The sequence below is a fragment of the Bradyrhizobium sp. AUGA SZCCT0176 genome (genome assembly GCF_018130145.1).
Classification (GTDB): domain Bacteria; phylum Pseudomonadota; class Alphaproteobacteria; order Rhizobiales; family Xanthobacteraceae; genus Bradyrhizobium.
In genome coordinates, this window is the sequence record NZ_JAFCMB010000004.1 from 124,510 (window position 1) to 145,585 (window position 21,076).

Here is a 21,076-nt window from a genome sequence, read left to right on the forward strand (position 1 = left end):
TTTGATGTGAAAGCCTTCGTTGTCCGAAGTGAAACTTGTTTGCGCGCGACGCCTCTCCGCGACACCTCGAATAAATTCTACCCCTCCTTCGGCGGATACTTGCGCAGGAAACGCTCGAGCTCCGGCTGCACGGAATAAGGCGTCGGTATCGGATCGCCGGCCGGATCGACCGCAATATCAAGACAACGGCGCAACGTTCGCGCCAGCTCCGCGCGCCGATACGGCTTGGTCAAAAGCGGAATCCCGTGGCCCGCGCGGTTTTTCAGCGGCAGCGCGCCGTCGCTGTAGCCGGAGGTGAAGAGCACCCGGAGCGACGGACGCCCGGCCATCAGCGTTTCAGCCAGTTGCCTGCCGTTCATGCTGCCGGGCATCACGACGTCGGTGAACAGCAGATCGAACGCGGCGCCCCGATTGACGATGGCGAGGGCCTCGTCGGCATTCGAGGCCACGATCACCTTGTAGCCGAGGCTCTCGAGCTGCATCGTCACATAGTCGCGGATCTTGCGGTCGTCCTCGACGCACAGGAGCGTTTCGCTGCCGCCCTGCACCGGCGAATCCTCGTCTTGTGTCGACGGTTGAAGCGCGCTGGTGTCGGCTTTGGGCAGATAGATCGTGAACGTCGTGCCGCTTCCCTCCTCGCTGCGCACGTCGACGCTTCCGCCCGACTGCTTGGCGAAGCCAAACACCATGCTGAGCCCGAGCCCTGTTCCCTGGCCGACCTCCTTGGTGGAAAAGAACGGTTCAAATATCTTGTCGAGAATGGGCTGCGGAATCCCGGTGCCGGTGTCGCTCACCTCGACGGCGACATAATCGCCGGCGCGTTCGACGCCGCAGGCCACGGCCTCGGGCACACCCAAGGTGATATTGCCGGTCGCAATGGTCAGCTTTCCGCCATTTGCCATGGCGTCCCGGGCATTGATGGCGAGATTGACGACCGCGGAGGAGAGTTGGCTACGATCGACGAATGCCGGCCACGCGTCGTCGTTCAAGGCGGCCTCGATTTCGATATTCTTGCCGAGACTTGGCGCGAGCAATCGAACGGCTTCGCGAATGAGATCATTGACGTCGATCTCGGCCGGCTGCAACGGCTGCTTGCGCGCGAACGCCAGCAGGCTGGCGGTGAGGTTTGCACCGCGGTCGGCGGCGTCGCTGATCAGTTTGGTGATCGAAGCCAGGTGCGGAACGTCCTTGACGCCATCGGCCAGAATTTCGATCGTGCCTGTGATCACCGTGAGCATGTTGTTGAAGTCATGGGCAATGCCACCGGTCAGTTGCCCGACCGTATCCATCTTTTGCGCCTGAATCAGTCGCTCCTCGGCGAGGCGCCGCTGGGTGACGTCCCTGACAAAGGAGTTGATGATGTAACCGTCGCCGCGGCGCAGCGCCGTGAGCGACACTTCGACGAAAAATTCGTGACCGTCCCGGTGCAGCGCCGGTGCCTCATAGCGCATGCCCATGGCGCCGCCGGCGGTCTCACGCAGGAATTTGGCGATCCGCTGCCGGTGCGCCGCGCGAAGGTGTTCGGGAAACACCAGCTCGACCAGCTTCACACCAACCGTCTCCGCCCGCGTCCACCCGGTCAAGGCTTCGGCCTGCGGACTCCATTCGAGAACGAAGCCGTTTTCGTCGGTCTGGACGAAGGCGTCGAGCGCGGTGCTCACGATGGTCTGCGCCATCTGTTCGCTGTCGACCAGAGCCTGCAGGGCGCGCCTTTGTTCGGTGACGTCGCGGAGCACGGTCACCGCCCCGCGAAGCCTGCCGCGTTCGTCGCGCAACGGCCGGGCGTTGGCGACGATGTAGGCTTTGGCGCTGGATCCTTCGGACTGCACCATGAGTTCGAAATCATCGACATGTTCGCCGCGCAGCGCCCGCGCCAGCGGCGAATCCGGGATCGGCAGCGGCGTGGTACCGTCCGAAAGGAAACAGGCGAATTTTCTTACCCCCGTCAGGCTGTCGAAGCCGCGGTCCACACCCAGCAGCTGGCGGGCTGCGCCGTTGGCAACGACGACCACCGCATTCTCGTCGGCCACGACAACGCAATCGCGGATGCTTTCGACCGTGTTTTCCAGCAGGTTTGGCTTGGCGCCAAGCTGGTCTGACAATTCGGCGAAAGCCGCTGATAGCGGGGCCATCTCCCGGCTACCTTCGGCAGGCATCGCAACCGGCTTGCCGCGCGACAGGCCTTCGACCGCCCGGGTCATTTGGGTCAGCTGTCGGGACAGCGAGCCCGCGATGGCGGCCGCAAGCACCAGCGCGACCAAGATCGCGATCACCCCGACGATGAATGCCGCGCGGCCGAAACCATCACCGAACACAGCAAGGGCGCAAATGGTGCCCACGACCAGGAACACCATCGCGAACGCAAGGCGGCTCCTCAAAGTCATGACGACCAACTGCCCAATAAAATCGCTAAGAAAACCGCCAGAGAAACCGCCCAGGAAATGATAACGACAATGGTGTGAGTATGAATGCGGGTCCGGCGCCTTGCGCCGGTTGTTCGGCGCCCTCAGCTACCCCAATGCATAGCCGAGTTCTGCGCCGCGCTCCCGCGTTTTCGGTTCCGTAGAATTACGGACAGCACCCCGGAGAAATGGATATTTCGAATCAAATTATACCCCGAATATCCTGGCGTAGCGCGCCTTGATCTCCTCGCTTTGCGCTTGCACGGCGGCGGGATCGGCCTTGAGCAATTTCAGATTCGCCAGCGGGATGTGCTCGCCCTTCTCCTTCACCAGCGCATGAAACGAGCGGTGTGCGAACACGTCGACCAGCATCTGCTGGGTTTCGGCGCTGAAAAAGAAGTTCTGAAATAATCTTGCCGCGTTGGGATTGGGCGCGCCGCGGAAGATTCCGGAGGGAACGATGATCAACGGCGCCCCCTCGGTCGGATAGACCACCTCGACCGGTTTGCCCTGGTCCTTGGCCAGCACCAGATTGTAGTCGTTGCCGTCGGCCATGATGGCACGCTCGCCGAGCAGGATCTTCTTCGGTGGATCGGCGGCCGACTGCACCTGCATGACCTTCTGCTGCGCCAGTTTCTCCAGATAGACCCAGCCGAGATCGCGCGTCAGCACGAAGGTCGCGGTCAAGATGGCGCCGCTGTAGCCGGGATGGCCCTTGACGATCTTGCCTTGCCATTTCGGGTCGAGCAAATCGGCATAGCTCTTTGGCGCTTCCTCGCGCTTGACGAGATTGGTGTTGTAGCCGATCGCCTCCAGCCAGGCGCAGGACGTCGCGTGCATGCCATCGGGGTCGATCTGGTCGGCCGGGAAATGTTTGGCGACCTCCGCCGGCAGGTAGGCCGCGAGCCAGTTGTTCTTCTTCCAGTCGAGATAATGCGCCGGGTCCGTCGAGTTGGCGACGTCAACGGCGTTGATGCCGCTGCCCTGCTCCTGCGCGATGCGCTGGAAGATCCGCTCCGCGCCGGAACGCTCCACCCGGACGCTGATGCCCGGATATTTGGCTTCGAACGTCCGCGCCATCCGCTCGGCGGTGTTGAGCTCAAGCGCCGTATAGAACGACACCTTGCCCTCTTTCTTGGCAGCCTCGATCAGCGCGGGCGTCACTTCGGAAGGCGGCGGCGCCGCGGCTTTGACCGGCTCGGCGAATAAAAGGCCGGCAACGGAAGCCGTCGACGCCTTGAGCAGGTCGCGTCTCGACCATCGGCGGTCCCGCATCGCACCCTCCCCCTTTGTCGCCCGACCGTTGTTCGGCCGCCTGTTCGTTCGAAACCGCCTGCTAGCTCGCCCGCTGATGCGCCTTCAGCGCCTCGCCGAACGCCTCAAACAGCGCACGGTTGATCGGATTGCGCTGCGGGTCGTACTCCGCATGCCATTGCACGCCGAGCGCAAAGCTCGGTGCGTCAGCAATCCGGATCGCTTCGATGGTGCCGTCTTCCGCCACGCCCTCGATGACGACGCGCTCGCCGGGATCGAGAATGCCTTGCCCATGCAGCGAGTTCACGCGAATGGTTTCGCAGCCAAGCAGCTTTGCAAAAGCGCCGTCCGGGGTGAGATGGACGTCATGCCGGTCGGCAAAGATCACCAACGGATCGGGGTGGATTTCGCCGTTCTCCAGCCGCGGCATGCGGTGATTCATGCGGCCGGGGATTTCGCGAATCTCCGGGTGCAGCGAGCCGCCAAAGGCGACGTTCATTTCCTGCAAGCCGCGGCAGATACCGAAGATCGGCACGCCGCGGGCGACGCAGGCTTCCGCCAGCGCAAGGGCGACGTCGTCGCGGTGAATATCGTAGGGCTCGTGCCTCTCATGCGGCTCGGTCTTGAAACGAGTCGGATGAACATTGGCACGGGCGCCTGTCAGCACCACCCCGTCGACGGCGTCAAGCAAGGCGCCGATATCGGTAATCTCCGGCGATCCCGCAAACATCAGCGGCAGTGCGCCCGACACGTCGGCTACAGCGCGGAGATTGCGCTCTCCGACCATCTGGGTTGTGAAACGATTTTCGATGCGATGGGCGTTCCCGATCACACCGACCACGGGCCGTCTCATCGCCAAATTTCTGCTTTCATCGTCCTGCGCAAGGATCTTCTAGGTTGAGCCATGATTTTGACCGATCATGCCTGCGAGAACGTGCCGGATCAACATGATATGCTGCCCACTTCTGCTTTGCAGCTCCGCGCGAATCCCAGGCCGTGCCGGCAAGCCGGCGTCAGAATAGGCGCAAGGCACGCGTTTTGGCTCGTGGGGAGGCCTGACGCGCGGCAAAGGCAGCTACTTCCGGGTAAAGGCTTCCCTGGCATCAACAGCCTCGACGCCGGGCAGACCGGCCGCCCGAAGCGCGGTCGCGGCGGAATTGTCGGCGCCATTCAGCCACGGCAGTTTCGCCTGGATGGCGCGGGTCACCGGCTCGCCCAGCGCGCCGCCGAAATCGAGCGGCCAGAACCCGTTAGGCACGGCCTCGGCTGATATCCCGTGGAGGCGATATCCCTTCCCCAGCATCGCCTCCGCTTGGTCAGGCTGCACGTTGCGCGCGGTCCCAGGGTTGGCCGGATCGGCAAATGTCACAAGCACCGGGATCAGCGCGCCCGTTACCGGCACGACGCCGGTCTGGCGGTTCATGTCGTTGAACGACACGCGCTTGCCGTCGCCGGCGGCGGCCGTATAGGCGCGCAAGGCTACGTAATTGATGCCCTCGAGTTCGAGTTTCTTGTCGATATGCGCCAGCAGCGCGACCAGATTTTTGCCGCCGCCGAGGTCGACGTAGACGGCATCGCCCACGGTGCGGGTTGGGCCGATGCCGCTGTAGCCGCGATACGGATGGACCGCCAAAACTCCGCTCGCCGATTTGCGTCCATCGGGGGTCTCGACTTCGACGGTCAAGCGATATTTGTGGCTGGGACGGTTGATCCTGATCTGGTCGCCGATATAGATCGCCGCCAGCAGCGCAACCGGCCCCAACCATTTGAAATTCATCTCATCCTCGCCGACGTCGCTGGAGCCTTTTCCGTTCCGATGGAATCGGAACGGAGCTCCAGATTCTTGATTTGACGCGTTTTCTTGACGCGAACCGGCGTCCACTTCGCTGGAAAACGCTTTAGTTAGCCTGCACCGCTTGGCACACCGGGCGTGGCAGCGTCAAACCGGCGCGTGCCTCGCCGCTTGATCCCGGGCGAATTTTCGCGAAAGACTGGCGCAGGATATTCTGCAGGAAGGAATCAACGTGACAGGTCCGGCTGACGATCGTCTTTTGGCCCGCAACGATCTGGCGTGGGCGATCTCGGTCGGAGGCATCGGCGTCGTGCTGTTCACGGCACTCTTGCTGTTCACCTGGTATTTCGCCGCGACCCTGTTCCTGATCTTTGCCGGCGTGCTGCTCGGCGTCGCCCTCACCGCGATGGCCAACATGCTCGGCCGTGTGGTCAAACTTCCCCATTCGCTGCGGCTAACCGTCGTGGGCCTGGTGTTGGCCGGGCTCCTGTCGGGTATTCTTTTTCTCGGCGGCGCCACCATCGCGCAACAGACCAAGGTGTTGAGCGACACGATCAAGTCGCAGTTGGTTGACCTCAAAGCCTTCCTGGACAGGAATGGGGTCGATACCAGCTTTTTCGACTTCGGCAGCCTCAATGCGGCTTCGGATGCGTCTGCGCCGGCGGCGCCAACAACGCCGCATAGCCTTCCCAGCGCCAGCACCATCGCGTCCAGCGGCGGCGCCATTTTCAGCCAGAGCCTGAAGCTGATCCTGGGCACCGTGAGCGCGGTCGGAAACTTCTTTATCGTGCTGTTTCTGGGCCTCGCCTTTGCCGTGCAGCCGAGCGTTTACCGCAACGGGCTGCTGTTCATGGCGCCGGCCAAGCACCGCGCCCGCGCCACCATCGTTATCGACCGCATCGGCTGGACGCTGGAGCGCTGGCTGATCGCGCAGATCATCACCATGGCCGCGGTGTTCTTTGTCACCTGGGTCGGACTTGCCATCATCGGCATCCCCAGCTCGTTCATCCTGGGCATCCAGGCCGGCCTGCTCGCCTTCATTCCAACCGTGGGTGCGATCCTCGGTGGACTGATCGTGGTGCTCGCGAGCCTCGCTTCGGGATGGGTCGCGGCGTTGAGCGCGTTCATCCTGTTCCTCGGCGTGCACGCGCTGGAAAGCTACGTGCTGACGCCGATCATCCAGCGTCAGGCGCTGGATATTCCGCCCGCCACGCTGTTCGCGTTCCAGATCCTGCTCGGCGTCGTGTTCGGCATCTGGGGGCTGGCGCTGGCGCTCCCCCTGATGGCGATCGCCAAGGTCATGATCGACCACTTCAAGGCCGAAAGGACGATGGCGTAAGCCTAGCCCGCCGAGGTCAGCACCGTCTCGGTGTGCTCGACCTCGGGCGGCGCCGCAAAGTACTGCCCGACCAGGCCGCGCCATGCCGTAAAATCTTCCGAGCCGCGGAAGTCGACGGTGTGATTTTCCAGCGTTTCCCATTGCGCCATCAGGCGATAGCGCTGCGGCTTCTCAATCGACTTGTGCAGCTCAAACCCCTTGCCGCCCTTGGCGCGCAGGAACAGCGGACGCGCCTTGGCCACCGCGGCCTCAAAATCCTTCTCGGTGCCGGGTTTGACGTCGATCTGTGCGATTTCGGTGATCATTGATGAAGGCCTTCTGCTGGGAACAATCGTCTCTAGAGCCTTTTCCGTTCCGATGGAATCGGAACGGGCTCTAGATTCTTGTTTTGACGCGTTTTCTTGCCGCGAACCGGTATCCACTTCGCTGGAAAACGCTCTAACCCAGCCCGGCGCAAAGAAAAAGGCGCCTCGCGGCGCCCGGCATCAGCATCCCGAAGGTCAGCCTCAGTTGAACAGCAACACTGCGCCCACAACCATCATCGCGCAACCGATGAACAGGATGGCGGGCCAGCGCGTTCTGCGCTGATCGTAACGGCCCTGCGCCCGGCGCTCGGTTATGAGCGCCGTCTCGAATTCTTCCGAGCTGGAGAACATGCAGGCGAAGCCGCCACGGGCGGAGACTGCGGCCGCTTCGAGCGACATCAGGGCAGCCTGGGGGTTTCGCGAGCGTATCGACTCCATAAGTAAATAATATGGACAGAATGGTAAACGCGAGGTTACCGCCGCGTTTTCCTGCAGCGCGTTTTCAAGCGAAAGCCTGTCCCGCACTTGATGCGGGATGGCTACCGGTTCGCGTCAAGAAAACGCGTCAAACAAGAGTCTGGAGCTTCGGTTCTGCTCAAATCAAAACCGATCAGCTCTAGGTCGCGGCAGCCTGCGCACGGGCCGGCGCCGGAAGGCCTGCGGTCTTGCGCCGCCAGTGTTCCAGCGACAGCGGCAGCTCTTCCGCGGCCTCGACGCGATTGCGGCCGCTGCGTTTGGCCTGATAGAGCGCGGTGTCGGCCGCCGCCAGCAGCACCTCGAGTTCGGTGCCCGCCGGCCCGCCGGCCACGCCGATGCTGACGGTGGTATCGACCGGCCCTTCCTCGCACACGATTCCGGACGCCTCGAACGCTTCACGCACGCGCTCGGCCACCAGCACGCCCTCTTCCAGCGCACACGGCAACAGCGCGGCGAACTCCTCGCCGCCGATGCGGCCTGACAGATCGCTGATGCGCAGATTATTGACCACGACGGTGGCAAACAGTTTGAGGATTTCATCACCCGCCGGATGACCGAAACGGTCGTTGATGCCCTTGAAATGGTCGATGTCGAAGATCATCACCGTCACCGGCCGGCCGGCGTTGGCCTCGCGTTCGATCACCCGCGCACAGGCCTCGGCAAAGCCGCGGCGGTTGAACATGCCGCTCAAGGGATCGATCGACGCTGCCGTCTTGTGCACGGTCACGGCACGATCCGACACCAGCATGAAGATGACGAACACGGTGCCGATCGCATAAAGCACGAGCTCGATCGAAAACGCCGTCACCCAGATGCTGCTGTAGAAGGTTTCGTCGTGTGGACGCAGCAGATCGCCGAGCAGGATCGGCAGCATCAGCACGCAGCCGTGCATGACAGGCACCGCAATGGTCGGCCAGCGCTTCTGCATGCTGCGCCGCCGCTCGCTCCACAATTCGGAGGCCGTCAGCGCCGCGTAGATCGCAACGATGGCCGCACCGGCGGTCAGGCGCATCGCCGGATCCAGCCACGGCAAGCCCACGGATACACCGACCCAGGCGATCGCGCCGAACACCAGTCCCGGCAGATTGGGCTTGCGGCCGAGGAATACACGGGCGGCATTCCAGACCATGCCGCAGGCGATGAAGCCGACCGCGTTCAACGCCAGCGTCAGCGGTCCGCCAAGTGCGGCGCCGCCGACGGTCCAGATCGCGACCGAGGCCGCACCGAGCAGATAGGCCGTGCCCCACCACTTCAACGCCGGGACATTTTCCTGCTTGCCGAAGAAAATGAGCATGGCCCCGAGCATGCCCGCAACCATGGTTGCGAACAGATATAGCGTGGACGTATCGAACGACATGAGCCCCACCGTAAAAGTGTGATGCAATGCTGGGAGCGTATTTGGAAATGTGATGCTGCGCCCCCGCAGTCCTGGCACGCTAGGCCGCTCGGGTTCCAATTTCGTGTGTACGCGCACGAAAGTTTTCGTGAAAATCTGCGTTAATTCATCTCTAAACTCACAACAAAAAGGGCGCTGAAAAGCGCCCTTTTTCTTCGTTTTTGAATGCAGCAATCGCTGCAAATTTTAGCGAAGCAATTAGCGCTTCGAGAACTGGAACGACTTGCGCGCCTTGGCGCGGCCGTACTTCTTGCGCTCCACGGTACGGGAGTCGCGGGTCAGGAAGCCGCCCTTCTTCAACACGCCGCGCAGATCCGGCTCGAAGCAGGTCAGCGCCTTGGAGATGCCGTGACGCACGGCACCCGCCTGGCCCGACAGACCGCCGCCGGCGACCGTGCAGATGACATCGTACTGGCCGGCACGGGCAGCTGCGACCAGCGGCTGCTGGATCAGCATGCGCAGAACGGGACGCGCGAAATAGACTTCGACTTCGCGGGTATTGACCACGATCTTGCCGGCGCCCGGCTTGATCCAGACGCGGGCGACCGCGTCCTTGCGCTTGCCGGTGGCGTAGGCTCGGCCGAACTTGTCGACCTTCTTGACGTATTTCGGCGCGTCGGGCGAAGCCGTCTTCAGGGACGACAACTGGTCGAGCGACTGCATGGTATCGGACATCTTATGCGGCCCTCATGTTCTTGCGGTTCATCGAAGCGATATCAACCGTCTCGGGCTGCTGGGCTTCATGCGGATGTTCGGCGCCGGCGTAAACGCGCAGATTGCCCATCTGCACGCGGCCGAGCGGTCCGCGGGGGATCATGCGCTCGATGGCCTTCTCGACGACGCGCTCGGGGAAGCGACCCTCGAGGATCGACTTCGCGGTGCGTTCCTTGATGCCGCCGATGAAGCCGGTGTGCTTGTAGTAGACCTTCTGGTCGCGCTTGCGACCGGTCAGAACGACATGCGCCGCATTGATGATGACGACGTGATCGCCGCAATCGACGTGGGGCGTGTAGGTAGGCAGGTGTTTGCCGCGCAGGCGCATGGCGACCAGGGTAGCGAGCCGTCCGACCACCAGACCTTTGGCGTCGATCAGCACCCACTTCTTCGTCACCTCGGCGGGCTTAGCCGAAAAGGTTTTCATGTGAGGAAATCCGTGAAAGGGGACTGCGGCGCAGGCTGCGCCGAACTGCGCGGTTTCTAGAGAACCGCGCGCGGCGCGTCAATGCCAAATGGCGATAATTACAATAGCAAAAACAATGCCTTAGAAATATGGTGTTATATTACCGTATAAAAGCCTATTTGTTTGGAATGGAATAGGTCGACGTCACGTGTGCGATCGGATCGGGCGACGTGCCCGACAGCAGATTGACCTCCCCCACCGCCAGGCGCTTGCCGAGCTTCAACAGCCGCGCTGCGGCCAGCACGTCCTGTCCGGGCTGGCCCTTGCGCAGGAAATTGATGTTGAGATTGGTGGTCACCGCGAGCCCAACCGGTCCGATCGCCGACAGCAGCACCACATACATTGCGAAATCGGCCATCGCCATCAGGGTTGGGCCCGACACCGTGCCGCCCGGGCGGAGCATGTTCTCGTTGTAGCGCTGGCGCAGCAGGCAGGTTTCGCCATCCGCGCTTTCGATGGTGATATCGCCGCCTTTGAACGCCTGCGGGAATTCCTCGTGGAGGAACTTCTCCAGTTCAGCCACGCTCATTTTCGCTGCCGCCATGCTGACCCCTGCCCTCGCTTCAGATCGCCTGTTACATTAAGTTGTCATCAAAGCCCAAACAAAACCCAAGAAAACCATTGAGCGGAAATTTTTGAGATGTCGCCCCAGACCGCCCGCGCGCCTGCCCCTCAATCGCCGATCCTGCTGCGCGAGCGGGTCGGCAGCGTCGCCGTGCTTACCTTGAACCGGCCCGCGGCGCGCAACAGCCTGTCGGAGGGCTTGATCGCCGAACTGCATGCGGCGCTGAAGGACATTCACAGCGACAAGAATGTGCGCGCACTCGTCATCGCCGCCAGCGGCCCGGCGTTTTCGGCCGGCCACGACATGAAGGAACTGACCGCGCGCCGAAGCGACGCCGATAGCGGCCGCGCCTATTTCGCAGAGATCATGAATGCCTGCAGCGCGATGATGCAGGCGATCGTGCAATTGCCGAAGCCGGTGGTCGCCGCGGTTCAGGGCGTCGCCACCGCCGCCGGTTGCCAGCTGGTCGCGAGCTGCGATCTGGCGATCGCCTCCGAAGCCGCAAGCTTCGCCACGCCCGGCGTCGACATCGGGCTGTTCTGTTCGACGCCGATGGTGGCGCTGTCGCGCAACGTGCCGCGCAAGCAGGCGATGGAAATGCTGCTCACCGGCGAGCCGGTGGACGCCACGACGGCGCAAAACCTCGGCCTCGTCAATCGCGTGGTTCCACCCGGCACCGAACGCGATGCGGCGATTGCACTGGCGCAAAAGGTTGCGCTGAAATCCGCCTACACCGTCAAGCTCGGCAAGGAGGCCTTCTATCGCCAGGCCGAAATGAGCCTCGCCGACGCCTATCGCTACGCGGCAGAGGTGATGACCGAAAACATGATGGCGCGCGACGCCGAGGAAGGCATCGGCGCCTTCATCGAGAAACGCGAGCCGAAATGGCAGGATAGATAGCTTTTCCGTCATTGCGAGCGCAGCGAAGCAATCCATCGATACCAAGCAAAGAAAGAATGGATTGCTTCGTCGCTTCGCTTCTCGCAATGACGCAGGGAATCATAAATGAACCACGACGCCTACGACGACAATTACATCCGCGCGATCCTCAACAGCGTGAAATCGATCGCGATGGTCGGCGCCTCGCCGGTCAACGTGCGGCCGAGTTACTTCGCGTTCAAATATCTGGCACAGCGCGGCTACGACATGATCCCGGTCAATCCCGGCCATGTCGGCAAGAGCCTGCTCGGCAAACCCTTCGTCGCTTCGCTCGGGGATATCGACCGCCCGATCGACATGATCGACATCTTCCGCAATTCCAGCCACATCATGCCTGTGGTCGATGAAGCCCTGAAATTGTCGCCGCTGCCGAAGGTGATCTGGATGCAGCTCGGCGCGCGCGACGACGCCGCTGCGGAAAAAGCCGAAGCCGCCGGCATCCAGGTCGTGATGAACCGCTGCCCGAAGATCGAATATGGACGGCTGTCATCAGAGATTTCCTGGATGGGTGTCAATTCGCGAACGCTCAGCTCCAAGCGCGCGCCGATCCCGACGCAGGGCATGCGTCTGTCGCTGAACCGGATGAGCGTCGGCGGCGGTGAAACCGCTGCATCCGACCGCGCCGCGAAAAACAAGAGCGAACTGTCGTAACGCAGATGCGAAACGATTGTTTCGAAAACGTGGCCAACGGCGCGGAGCGCCGCCTAGCTACAGGCTCCCGTGAAGCACGTCCGTTCCTAATCCACGATATGTGAAACGGTCGCCTTGACGGCGGACGCGGCTTGCGATCAGCATGCCGCGCATTTTCGACGAACCAAAAACAGGATGCATAGAATGACCGATCGCCACCCGGGATTTTCGACCCTTGCCGTGCATGCGGGCGCGCAGCCTGATCCGACCACCGGCGCGCGGGCGACGCCGATCTATCAAACCACGTCCTTTGTTTTCAACGACGCCGATCACGCTGCGTCGCTGTTCGGCCTGCAGGCCTTCGGCAACATCTATACCCGCATCGGCAATCCGACCAACGCCGTGCTGGAAGAACGCGTCGCCGCGCTCGAAGGCGGCACCGCCGCGCTTGCAGTCGCGTCCGGACACGCCGCCCAGGTGGTGGTGTTCCAGCAATTGCTGATGCCCGGCGACGAGATCATTGCCGCGCGCAAACTCTATGGTGGATCGATCAACCAGTTCACGCATGCATTCAAGAGCTTTGGCTGGAACGTCGCATGGGCGGATTCCGATGATATTGCAAGCTTCGAACGCGCGGTGACGCCGCACACCAAGGCGATCTTCATCGAGTCGATCGCCAATCCCTCGGGCAGCATCACCGATATCGAGGCGATCGCCGCCGTCGCCCGCAAGGCCGGCGTGCCATTGATCGTCGACAACACGCTTGCCACCCCCTACCTGATCCGCCCGATCGACCACGGCGCCGACATCGTCGTCCATTCGCTGACGAAATTTCTGGGCGGCCACGGCAATTCGCTCGGCGGAATCATCGTCGATGCCGGCACCTTCGACTGGTCGAAGGACAACAAGTATCCGATGCTGAGCGAGCCGCGCCCCGAATATCACGGCATCAAGCTGCAGGAAACTTTTGGCAATTTCGCCTTTGCGATCGCCTGTCGCGTGCTCGGCCTGCGCGACCTCGGCCCGGCGCTGTCGCCGTTCAACGCCTTCATGATCCTCACCGGCATCGAGACGCTGCCGCTGCGCATGCAGAAGCATTGCGAGAACGCCAAGGCCGTCGCGGAATTTCTCGCCGGCCATCCGAAGGTCGCCGCGGTGAACTATGCGGGTCTCGCCAGCGACAGGTACAACAACCTCGCGCGCAAATACGCACCGAAGGGTGCCGGCGCGGTGTTCACCTTCAGCCTCAAGGACGGTTATGACGCCGGCGTCAACCTGGTGTCGAACCTGAAACTGTTCTCGCATCTGGCCAATGTCGGGGACACCCGGTCGCTGGTGATCCACCCGGCCTCGACCACGCACAGCCAGCTCGATGACGCCGCCAAGGTGAAATCGGGCGCCGCCCCCGACGTGGTCCGGCTGTCGATCGGCATCGAGGACAAGGAAGACCTGATCGCGGATCTGGAGCAGGCGCTGACGGCCTGAGGGCCATCGCACGTCGCATCACCACGACTCGTGGTACCCCGCGAAAGCGGGGTACCAGTACGCCGCGGCCTATCGGTTTACCCGCCCCCGTGAGCATTGCGCATTCTGGCGGGGTGACGACAGCTGGTGACCGCCGCCTCCCAGCCGGCCATTTGGCCTGAAATCACAAGCCTCTCATTAACGGTCATTCCGGCATAAAGTGGCGCTGAGCCGCCCTTGATGATTCGGAGCAAACGATGCTGCGCTGGATGACGCCATTTCTGGTCGCTATTTTCGCGATCGGAACTGCTGCCGCGGACGAGAGCCCCGGCACCGCCAAGGCCACCGATGGCACCGCAGCAGCAAAGCCTGCCGACAGCCCGGCCGCTACCACGTCAGCCAAAAGCCCAACCGCGACCAAGCGCGCCAATAACGTCGCCGCCTCCAGGCGCGCCGCGGTTCGCGCCACAAAACAATTGCCGCCAGGCCTGCCCCGCGCGCACTACAATTACCGGACCACGGTTGCTCCTGCCGCAGCGCCGCTCTACGTGCGGCGCGGCCGGCAATTGGTGGTGGTCGAGGAAGCCGATCCCGACGTGCTGTTCACGCCGGTCGGGGTTGTCCCCTATGCGCCGCGTGTCTACGGTGTGCCGTTGCTGCCGGGCTCCAACACGCTTCCGGGCTATTACGGCACCAGCCATTCCTACAGCTATGATGGCCCCTATTACGGCGGCCCCTACACGCCCTATTGGAGCCGCCTGCCTTATGCTGGCGGCGTCTACGGCTATCGCTAGCCGCGACTGCAACAGAAACGGACTTTTGGACGTGGCAGGGCCACCGCGAAAAACCAAAACACCGGATTCCGCGCGCGCGATCACCGCCGACCTCGTCGCCGTGCTGGTCGCGGTGACCGACGGCCAACCCAAGATCATGACGATCGCCAATGCGGGTGCGCTGCCGAGCGGGCCGTTCGAGTTCAAGCACCGCTCGCTGCAATCAGGTTTGCGGGCGTGGGTCGAAGCGCAAACCGGCCATCCACTCGGCTATGTCGAGCAGTTGTACACTTTCGCCGATCGCGGACGGACCGGCGATGCCCGGTCGCCGCATAGCATCTCGATCAGCTATTTGGGATTGACCCGCGAGGATGAGATTGGCGAGGGGGCGGAGGCCCATTGGTCCGGCTGGTATGATTATTTCCCCTGGGAAGATCATCGGGAAGGGCCGCCTTCTCTGCTGGCGAAACTGCTGACGCCGCGACTGCGCGCATGGGCGAAATCCGCCCCCTCCACAGCGCTGCAGCGGGAGCGCTGGCAGCGTGCCGCGATCACCTTCGGGTTCGAAGACCGCGAGTGGAATGAAGAACTCGTGCTGCAACGCTACGAGTTGCTCTTTGAGGCAGCACTAATTCCCGAAGCGGTTCGCGAAGGCGGCAACGCGGCCACGCTGGTGCCCGGCCGACCGATGACGGCCGATCACCGCCGTATTCTCGCGACCGGCATCGCCAGGCTGCGGGCCAAGATCAAATACCGCCCCGTGGTATTCGAACTGATGCCGGCGGAATTCACCCTGCTGCAACTGCAACGCAGTGTTGAAGCGCTTGCAGGACGACTGGTGCACAAGCAGAACTTCCGCCGCCTGATGGAACAACAGCAACTCGTTGAGGAAACTGGCGCAATCGCCGCCGACACCGTCGGCCGCCCCGCCAAGCTGTTCCGCTTCCGCCACGCGGTCCTGGCCGAACGGGCCGTCGCCGGAACCAAGCTGCCGCTCTCGCGCACTTGACTTAGGTTATGCTCAGGATAAGTATAAGCCATGATATGCTCATGGAGAGTATAAATGGCCAGCCTCAGTTTCGACGCCCTCGCCCGCACCGCGCCGCTCTATGAGAGGGTCAAGCGCGTGATCCCGCCACCCGAATGGGCGACCTTCGCCGGCGATGTGGACGCCATCCTCGACCTCAAGAGGAAGCGCAACGCGGTCATCCTGGCGCACAACTACCAGACGCCGGAAATCTTCCACGGCGTCGCCGACATCGTCGGCGATAGCCTGCTGCTCGCGCGCGAAGCCACCAAGGTTGACGCCGATATCATCGTGCTCGCCGGCGTGCACTTCATGGCCGAGACGGCCAAGCTGCTCAATCCGCAGAAGATCGTCCTGATCCCTGATCTTGCGGCCGGCTGTTCGCTCGCGGATTCGATCACCCCGGCGGACGTGCGGCTGATGCGGCAACGCTACCCCGGCGCGCCCGTCGTCACCTATGTCAACACATCGGCCGCCGTGAAGGCGGAATCCGACATCTGCTGCACCTCGGGCAACGCGCTCAAGGTCGTGGAGTCGCTCGGCGTCGAGCGCGTCATCATGCTGCCGGACGAATATCTGGCGCAGAACATCGCCAGGCAGACCGACGTGAAGATCATCGCGTGGAAGGGCCACTGCGAAGTGCATGAACTCTTCACGCCTGACGACATCAGGCAGATCCGGGAGAACCACCCCGGCGTCACTGTTCTGGCGCATCCGGAATGCCCGCCCGAGGTGGTGGCGGAAGCTGACTTCTACGGCTCGACGGCGGCGATGTCCGGCTATGTCGAACAGCAGCGCCCGCCGCGCGTCGTGCTGCTGACCGAGTGCTCGATGAGCGACAACGTCGCGGTGCTGCATCCCGATGTCGAGTTCATCCGGCCCTGCAATCTGTGCCCGCATATGAAGCGGATCACGCTGAAAAATATCCGCCATGCGCTGGAGACCAATCAGCACCAGGTGACGATCGATCCCGCGATCGCCGCCCCCGCGCGGCGCGCCGTCGAGAGGATGCTGGCGATATGAGCACGGATATTTCAGCGCTGGCCAACCGTCCCGTGATCATCGGCGGCGGCGCCGCAGGATTGATGACGGCGCTGCAACTGGCGCCGGAGCCGGTGCTGGTGATGTCGAAGGCCCCATTGGGGGCGGAGGCCTCCAGCCTGTGGGCGCAAGGTGGGCTCGCCGCGGCGATGGGTGCGGACGACGACCCTGCGCTGCATCTCGCCGACACCCTCGCTGTCGGCGCCGGCCTTTGCGATGAGACCACCGCAAGCCGGATCGTCCACGCAGCGCCCGCGGCGGTCGAACATCTCGCGCAACTCGGCGTCGCCTTCGACCGGCGGCCGGACGGGCGCTGGCGGCTTGGCCTCGAAGCCGCCCACAGCCGCAACCGGATCGTTCACGCCACCGGCGACGGCACCGGCCGCGAGATCATGCGGGCATTGATCGCCGCGGTACGCCGCTGCCCAACAATCACCCTGCTGGAGGGTGTCGAGGCGCGCCGGCTGATCGTCGAGGACAACGCCGTCAAGGGCGTGCTCGGCGTCAACGCGCACGGCCCGCTGGTCATCGATAGCGGCCGCGTCGTGATCGCGACCGGCGGGATCGGCGGACTGTTTCTCGACAGCACCAATCCGGCCGGCTGCTTCGGCCAAGGCCTCGCGCTGGCAGCGCACGCGGGCGCGAGGCTTTCGGACCTGGAGTTTGTCCAGTTTCATCCAACCGCGTTCGATGGACCGTCGCGGCCGATGCCGCTGCTCACCGAGGCTATCAGAGGCGACGGCGCAACCCTGATCGACGAGACCGGCGAGCGTTTCATGGCGAACGAGCCCGGCGCCGAGCTCGCAGCCCGAGACATCGTCGCCCGCGCCGTGTGGCGCCGCCGCGCTGAGGGACATCGGGTATTCCTCGATGCACGGAAGCATCCGGGGAAGGATTTTGCCAAGCGCTATCCCGTCATCTCCGCGTTCTGCAAGATGGCCGGGATCGATCCTGCGACCGATCCGATTCCGGTCCGGCCCGCCGTGCACTACCACATGGGCGGCATCGCTGTTGATCTTGAGGGCCGCAGCACGGTTGGCGGCCTCTGGGCCTGCGGCGAGGTCGCCCGCACCGGCTTGCACGGCGCCAACCGCCTTGCCAGCAATTCGCTGATGGAAGCCATCGTCTGCGCCGAGTGGGTTGCCGGAAGCGTCAGCAGAGCAAGCCGCGGGCCATTGAAGGCGCGTGCGCCCCTTACGCCCCTGCCCGCCTCCGATCCATCCACCTTACGGCCAATGATGTCGCAAGGCCTCGGCGTGCTCCGCGACCGCAGCGCAATCGGTCGGCTGGTTCATAGCCTCTTGCCGATCGCCCACAGAGATGGCGCGGCATCCGACCCGGCGCTGGTGGGATTGATGATCGCCGTCGCCGCATACCAGCGCGAGGAGAGCCGCGGCGGGCACTTTCGTACCGATTATCCCGACACGCTGCCGTTGGCCACGCCGTCATCGATCTCGCTTTCCGAGGCGCTGGACGCCGCTCGCGAGATTGTGGAATCCGACACCCTGTCTCTTGGGAGTGCCCAATCATGACCCTCAATCCCCTCCTGCCCATCATGTACGAGCCGATCGTGCGAACCGCCCTCCTGGAGGATATCGGTCGCGCCGGCGACATCACGGCTGACGCGATCGTTCCCGCCGACCAGCAGGCCGCGCTGGTGCTGCGCGCGCGGCAGCCCGGCGTCGTGGCTGGCCTCGACATCGCGCGCTGCGCCTTCCAGTTCGCGTCGCCAGCCATCACGCTCCGTGCGGAGCAGCCCGACGGCAGCGTCGTCGCGCCGGGCGAAATCATCGCGACCATCGAAGGCCCCGCACGCGGTTTGCTGACCGGCGAGCGGACGGCGCTGAACTTCCTGTGTCACCTCAGCGGCGTTGCAACGGCCACCGCCTCGCTGGTATCCGCCGCGAAGGGGACGAAGGCGCAGATCGTCTGCACGCGCAAGACGACGCCGGGGCTGCGCGCGCTGGAAAAATATGCGGTGCGCGCCGGCGGCGGCGGCAATCATCGTTTTGGCCTCGACGACGCCATCCTGATCAAGGACAACCACATCGCGCTGGCCGGCGACATCCGCACCGCCATTGAGCGCGCGAAGGCCCATGCCGGTCACCTCGTCAAGATCGAGGTCGAGGTCGACACGCTGGCGCAGCTCGAACAGGTGCTGGCACTCGGCGTCGACGCGGTGCTGCTCGACAACATGTCGAACGAGGAGCTCAAGCAGGCCGTGGCCATGACCGGCGGCAGGGCGATCACCGAGGCGTCCGGCCGCATCACCGCCGCCACCGCCAAGGCGATCGCGGCGACCGGCGTCGACCTGATTTCGGCCGGCTGGATCACGCACAGCTCGGCCGCGCTCGATATCGGGCTCGACTATCTCGATCTCAAGCGGCAGGCCGCTTGAGGATCACTCGGCCGCGCGCACCGAGGCTTTTTCCTCGCGCATCAGGCGAGCATTGCGCTGGAACACCGAAAAGGTCGCGAGCGCAAACAGAATGACCAGCAGCTGGATCGACAGCGCTTCCATGCTCGGATTGAGTCCGATCGCGGTGAAAAACGCGCTGCCCTTGACCTCGGTCACCGTAATGATCGCCTGCTCCTGGAATTCCTGCACGGCTTCGCCGATGAACTTGATCGCCATCGCGAACAGGAAGGCGGACGTGATGACGAACAGAGGCCGCAGCGGAAGCTTTTGCGCGATCATATTGATGAAATAGAACAGCACGGCAAGCCCGACCGTCGCCGCCGCAAGGCCTCCGAACAGCCCGGCACTCCATCCGCCTTCGGTCTTCGCCAGCGCATTGATGAACAGCACGGTTTCGGCGCCCTCGCGGAACACCGCGAGGAAGGCCAGCGCGCCGACCGCCCACACCGTGTCCTGCGCCAGCGCGCTGTCGGCCTTGTGCGCCAGATAATCCTGCCAGCCGCGCGGATCCTGCTTCACCATCAGCCAGCCGCTGACATAGAGCATCAACGCGGCGGCGAACAGGATGATGACGCCTTCGAGGACGTCGCTGTGGTCGCCGGAATTGAGTACCGCAAACAGCCAGGCGGCGATGAAGCTGGCGCCAACCGCGGCCAGCGCACCACCATACAGCGCGCCGACACGGTGCGCGGAGCCGACCTTTTTCAGATAGCCGGCAAGCGCCGCGATCACCAGCATGGCTTCAAGCCCCTCGCGGAGCAGGATGACGGCGGCCTGGATGAATGCTGAAGACATAATGGAAACCCTGATTTCCGGCTCGTTTTATCGTCCGGATGATTCAAGTAAAGCGCAACGTCCGACACAAGCGCGTCAAGCGCTCACGACAGCTTAGAATAGCTTTAGAATTCTCCCATCTCAGCCGGGCTGCCCCACCGGCTGAACCAATCTCTCCGGGCCGGGCTCGGTGCGGCGCGCGACCAGCCGCTCGGTCTGAAAAATCGCCAGCGTCAGGACGACCATCGCAACCGCCTGATGGGCCAGGGCCAGATCAATCGGCACCTGGTGCAGCAGCGTGAGGATACCGAGGACCGCCTGCACGACGATCGCGGCGACCAGCCACCAGGCGCCGCGGACCACGGCCGTCCCGGTGCGCGAGGCGACCGCATCGATCGCGTGCAGCACCGCCAGCGCCAGCAGCGCATAGGCGGTCATGCGATGCTCGAACTGCACCGTGAGCGTATTGTCGAACAGATTGCGCCACCATGGATCTTCGAAGAACAGCCGCGCCGCGGAGGGAATGAAGGCGCCGTCGATCTGCGGCCAGGTGTTGTACACCCTGCCCGCACGCAGGCCCGCGACCAGCGCGCCGAAATAGATCTGCACGAAGGTCAGCGCCAGCAACGCCACGCCGGTGACCTTCAGTCGCGACGACGCCGCGGCTTGCTGCCGATCCGTCAGCCGCAGCAATGTCCAGACGATCGCCGCAAAAATCACCAGCGCCAGCATCAGATGCGCCGCCAGCCGATATTGCGAGACTTCGACCCGCTGCGTGAGGCCCGAGGCCACCATCCACCAGCCGACCGCGCCCTGCAGCGCGCCGAGGCCAAAGATCACCCACAACCGCCGCTTCAGCTCGGTGCCGAGCATGCCGCGCCAGAGGAAGAACAGGAACGGCAGCAGATAGACCGCGCCGATCACGCGCCCGAGCAGCCGGTGGCTCCATTCCCACCAGAAGATGGTCTTGAACTCGGCCAGGGTCATGCCGGCGTTGAGTTCGCGGTATTGCGGAATGGTCTTGTAGCCCTCGAACGCCTGCGCCCATTGCGCATCGGTCAACGGCGGCAAGGTTCCAGTGACGGGTTTCCACTCGACGATCGATAATCCGGACTCAGTCAGCCGCGTGGCGCCGCCGACCAGCACCATGATCGCGATCAGGGCCGCGACCGCAAACAGCCACCATCTGACAGCGCGGTTTGGAGGCCCCTCGTTGGCGGAAATACCGGTCATTGAACCCGTTCGATGCCCATGCTTGATTGAATTGCTGCGCCCCTTATAGTCCGCCCCTTCCCGCGC

General features: G+C 63.4%; 21 protein-coding genes. 9 read left to right on the forward strand and 12 right to left on the reverse strand.

Annotation, left to right across the window (positions count from 1 at the left end):
* Positions 1-77: 77 nt before the first annotated feature.
* The 4 genes from JQ600_RS11840 to JQ600_RS11855 all read right to left on the reverse strand — a co-directional run bounded on the left by JQ600_RS11840 (position 78) and on the right by JQ600_RS11855 (position 5,433).
* The gene (locus JQ600_RS11840) at positions 78-2,384 is read right to left on the reverse strand and encodes a PAS domain-containing sensor histidine kinase (RefSeq protein ID WP_249135843.1); all 2,307 of its coding nucleotides are present in this window, start codon (positions 2,382-2,384) and stop codon (positions 78-80) included.
* Positions 2,385-2,609: 225 nt separating this feature from the next.
* Entirely contained in the window at positions 2,610-3,677 is a 1,068-nt protein-coding gene (locus JQ600_RS11845) for an extracellular solute-binding protein (RefSeq protein ID WP_212388936.1), read from the reverse strand.
* A gap of 61 nt (positions 3,678-3,738) precedes the next feature.
* The gene (locus JQ600_RS11850; RefSeq protein WP_212263564.1) at positions 3,739-4,509 is read right to left on the reverse strand and encodes a gamma-glutamyl-gamma-aminobutyrate hydrolase family protein; all 771 of its coding nucleotides are present in this window, start codon (positions 4,507-4,509) and stop codon (positions 3,739-3,741) included.
* 222 nt (positions 4,510-4,731) lie between these two features.
* Positions 4,732-5,433: a hypothetical protein gene (locus JQ600_RS11855; RefSeq protein WP_212388937.1), complete on the reverse strand. Its 702-nt coding sequence runs from the start codon at positions 5,431-5,433 to the stop codon at positions 4,732-4,734.
* A 247-nt stretch (positions 5,434-5,680) separates the two neighbouring features.
* On the opposite strand from JQ600_RS11855, the gene JQ600_RS11860 reads away from it, so the two are divergent.
* On the forward strand, positions 5,681-6,787 hold the full coding sequence (locus tag JQ600_RS11860; RefSeq protein ID WP_212388938.1) for an AI-2E family transporter: 1,107 nt from the start codon (positions 5,681-5,683) through the stop codon (positions 6,785-6,787).
* Between the two features lie 2 nt (positions 6,788-6,789).
* On the opposite strand, the gene JQ600_RS11865 is transcribed toward JQ600_RS11860, so the two are convergent.
* The 6 genes from JQ600_RS11865 to JQ600_RS11890 all read right to left on the reverse strand — a co-directional run bounded on the left by JQ600_RS11865 (position 6,790) and on the right by JQ600_RS11890 (position 10,689).
* On the reverse strand, positions 6,790-7,092 hold the full coding sequence (locus JQ600_RS11865; protein ID WP_192733478.1) for an antibiotic biosynthesis monooxygenase: 303 nt from the start codon (positions 7,090-7,092) through the stop codon (positions 6,790-6,792).
* A gap of 201 nt (positions 7,093-7,293) precedes the next feature.
* Positions 7,294-7,530: a hypothetical protein gene (locus JQ600_RS11870; RefSeq protein WP_192733479.1), complete on the reverse strand. Its 237-nt coding sequence runs from the start codon at positions 7,528-7,530 to the stop codon at positions 7,294-7,296.
* Positions 7,531-7,708: 178 nt separating this feature from the next.
* Positions 7,709-8,926, reverse strand: coding sequence for a GGDEF domain-containing protein (locus JQ600_RS11875; RefSeq protein WP_212388939.1), 1,218 nt, complete (start codon positions 8,924-8,926; stop codon positions 7,709-7,711).
* Between the two features lie 237 nt (positions 8,927-9,163).
* A complete protein-coding gene (gene rpsI / locus JQ600_RS11880) occupies positions 9,164-9,640 on the reverse strand; it encodes a 30S ribosomal protein S9 (protein ID WP_212263568.1) in 477 nt (158 codons plus the stop codon).
* 1 nt (position 9,641) lies between these two features.
* Positions 9,642-10,106 carry a 50S ribosomal protein L13 gene (rplM, locus tag JQ600_RS11885; RefSeq protein ID WP_212388940.1) on the reverse strand — a complete coding sequence of 155 codons (465 nt, stop codon included), beginning with the start codon at positions 10,104-10,106 and terminating at the stop codon, positions 9,642-9,644.
* Positions 10,107-10,260: 154 nt separating this feature from the next.
* A complete protein-coding gene (locus tag JQ600_RS11890; protein WP_212263570.1) occupies positions 10,261-10,689 on the reverse strand; it encodes a PaaI family thioesterase in 429 nt (142 codons plus the stop codon).
* A 96-nt stretch (positions 10,690-10,785) separates the two neighbouring features.
* On the opposite strand from JQ600_RS11890, the gene JQ600_RS11895 reads away from it, so the two are divergent.
* From JQ600_RS11895 to nadC, 8 genes are all read left to right on the forward strand, one after another.
* Complete coding sequence (locus tag JQ600_RS11895; protein WP_212388941.1) at positions 10,786-11,610, forward strand: enoyl-CoA hydratase; 825 nt, start codon at positions 10,786-10,788, stop codon at positions 11,608-11,610.
* A gap of 105 nt (positions 11,611-11,715) precedes the next feature.
* Positions 11,716-12,300 (forward strand): CoA-binding protein, encoded by a 585-nt coding sequence (locus JQ600_RS11900; protein WP_212263572.1) that lies wholly within the window; start codon positions 11,716-11,718, stop codon positions 12,298-12,300.
* A gap of 183 nt (positions 12,301-12,483) precedes the next feature.
* On the forward strand, positions 12,484-13,764 hold the full coding sequence (locus JQ600_RS11905) for an O-acetylhomoserine aminocarboxypropyltransferase (protein WP_192733486.1): 1,281 nt from the start codon (positions 12,484-12,486) through the stop codon (positions 13,762-13,764).
* A 236-nt stretch (positions 13,765-14,000) separates the two neighbouring features.
* Complete coding sequence (locus JQ600_RS11910; protein ID WP_212388942.1) at positions 14,001-14,537, forward strand: hypothetical protein; 537 nt, start codon at positions 14,001-14,003, stop codon at positions 14,535-14,537.
* A complete protein-coding gene (locus tag JQ600_RS11915; RefSeq protein WP_249135844.1) occupies positions 14,509-15,525 on the forward strand; it encodes an NUDIX hydrolase in 1,017 nt (338 codons plus the stop codon). Before JQ600_RS11910 ends, JQ600_RS11915 begins: the two co-directional genes overlap by 29 nt.
* A gap of 54 nt (positions 15,526-15,579) precedes the next feature.
* Positions 15,580-16,566 (forward strand): quinolinate synthase NadA, encoded by a 987-nt coding sequence (gene nadA / locus JQ600_RS11920; RefSeq protein ID WP_212388943.1) that lies wholly within the window; start codon positions 15,580-15,582, stop codon positions 16,564-16,566.
* Entirely contained in the window at positions 16,563-18,116 is a 1,554-nt protein-coding gene (locus JQ600_RS11925) for an L-aspartate oxidase (protein ID WP_212388944.1), read from the forward strand. The genes nadA and JQ600_RS11925 overlap by 4 nt, the downstream gene beginning before the upstream one ends.
* A complete protein-coding gene (gene nadC, locus JQ600_RS11930; RefSeq protein ID WP_212388945.1) occupies positions 18,113-18,982 on the forward strand; it encodes a carboxylating nicotinate-nucleotide diphosphorylase in 870 nt (289 codons plus the stop codon). The genes JQ600_RS11925 and nadC overlap by 4 nt, the downstream gene beginning before the upstream one ends.
* A gap of 3 nt (positions 18,983-18,985) precedes the next feature.
* Here nadC and JQ600_RS11935 read toward each other — a convergent pair whose 3' ends face one another.
* Positions 18,986-19,798, reverse strand: coding sequence for an FTR1 family protein (locus tag JQ600_RS11935; RefSeq protein WP_212388946.1), 813 nt, complete (start codon positions 19,796-19,798; stop codon positions 18,986-18,988).
* Between the two features lie 120 nt (positions 19,799-19,918).
* The gene (locus tag JQ600_RS11940; RefSeq protein ID WP_212388947.1) at positions 19,919-21,010 is read right to left on the reverse strand and encodes a COX15/CtaA family protein; all 1,092 of its coding nucleotides are present in this window, start codon (positions 21,008-21,010) and stop codon (positions 19,919-19,921) included.
* Positions 21,011-21,076: the final 66 nt, after the last annotated feature.

Coding starts and splice junctions, on each gene's coding strand:
- JQ600_RS11940 (WP_212388947.1), bottom strand. CDS start 21,010: ATGACCGGTATTTCCGCCAACGAGGGGCCTCCAAACCGCGCTGTCAGA.
- JQ600_RS11875 (WP_212388939.1), bottom strand. CDS start 8,926: ATGTCGTTCGATACGTCCACGCTATATCTGTTCGCAACCATGGTTGCG.
- JQ600_RS11870 (WP_192733479.1), bottom strand. CDS start 7,530: ATGGAGTCGATACGCTCGCGAAACCCCCAGGCTGCCCTGATGTCGCTC.
- JQ600_RS11915 (WP_249135844.1), top strand. CDS start 14,509: ATGCTGGCGGCGTCTACGGCTATCGCTAGCCGCGACTGCAACAGAAAC.
- nadA (WP_212388943.1), top strand. CDS start 15,580: ATGGCCAGCCTCAGTTTCGACGCCCTCGCCCGCACCGCGCCGCTCTAT.
- rpsI (WP_212263568.1), bottom strand. CDS start 9,640: ATGTCCGATACCATGCAGTCGCTCGACCAGTTGTCGTCCCTGAAGACG.
- nadC (WP_212388945.1), top strand. CDS start 18,113: ATGACCCTCAATCCCCTCCTGCCCATCATGTACGAGCCGATCGTGCGA.
- JQ600_RS11845 (WP_212388936.1), bottom strand. CDS start 3,677: ATGCGGGACCGCCGATGGTCGAGACGCGACCTGCTCAAGGCGTCGACG.
- JQ600_RS11865 (WP_192733478.1), bottom strand. CDS start 7,092: ATGATCACCGAAATCGCACAGATCGACGTCAAACCCGGCACCGAGAAG.
- JQ600_RS11840 (WP_249135843.1), bottom strand. CDS start 2,384: ATGACTTTGAGGAGCCGCCTTGCGTTCGCGATGGTGTTCCTGGTCGTG.
- JQ600_RS11895 (WP_212388941.1), top strand. CDS start 10,786: ATGTCGCCCCAGACCGCCCGCGCGCCTGCCCCTCAATCGCCGATCCTG.
- JQ600_RS11850 (WP_212263564.1), bottom strand. CDS start 4,509: ATGAGACGGCCCGTGGTCGGTGTGATCGGGAACGCCCATCGCATCGAA.
- JQ600_RS11855 (WP_212388937.1), bottom strand. CDS start 5,433: ATGAATTTCAAATGGTTGGGGCCGGTTGCGCTGCTGGCGGCGATCTAT.
- JQ600_RS11925 (WP_212388944.1), top strand. CDS start 16,563: ATGAGCACGGATATTTCAGCGCTGGCCAACCGTCCCGTGATCATCGGC.
- JQ600_RS11905 (WP_192733486.1), top strand. CDS start 12,484: ATGACCGATCGCCACCCGGGATTTTCGACCCTTGCCGTGCATGCGGGC.
- JQ600_RS11935 (WP_212388946.1), bottom strand. CDS start 19,798: ATGTCTTCAGCATTCATCCAGGCCGCCGTCATCCTGCTCCGCGAGGGG.
- JQ600_RS11890 (WP_212263570.1), bottom strand. CDS start 10,689: ATGGCGGCAGCGAAAATGAGCGTGGCTGAACTGGAGAAGTTCCTCCAC.
- rplM (WP_212388940.1), bottom strand. CDS start 10,106: ATGAAAACCTTTTCGGCTAAGCCCGCCGAGGTGACGAAGAAGTGGGTG.
- JQ600_RS11910 (WP_212388942.1), top strand. CDS start 14,001: ATGCTGCGCTGGATGACGCCATTTCTGGTCGCTATTTTCGCGATCGGA.
- JQ600_RS11900 (WP_212263572.1), top strand. CDS start 11,716: ATGAACCACGACGCCTACGACGACAATTACATCCGCGCGATCCTCAAC.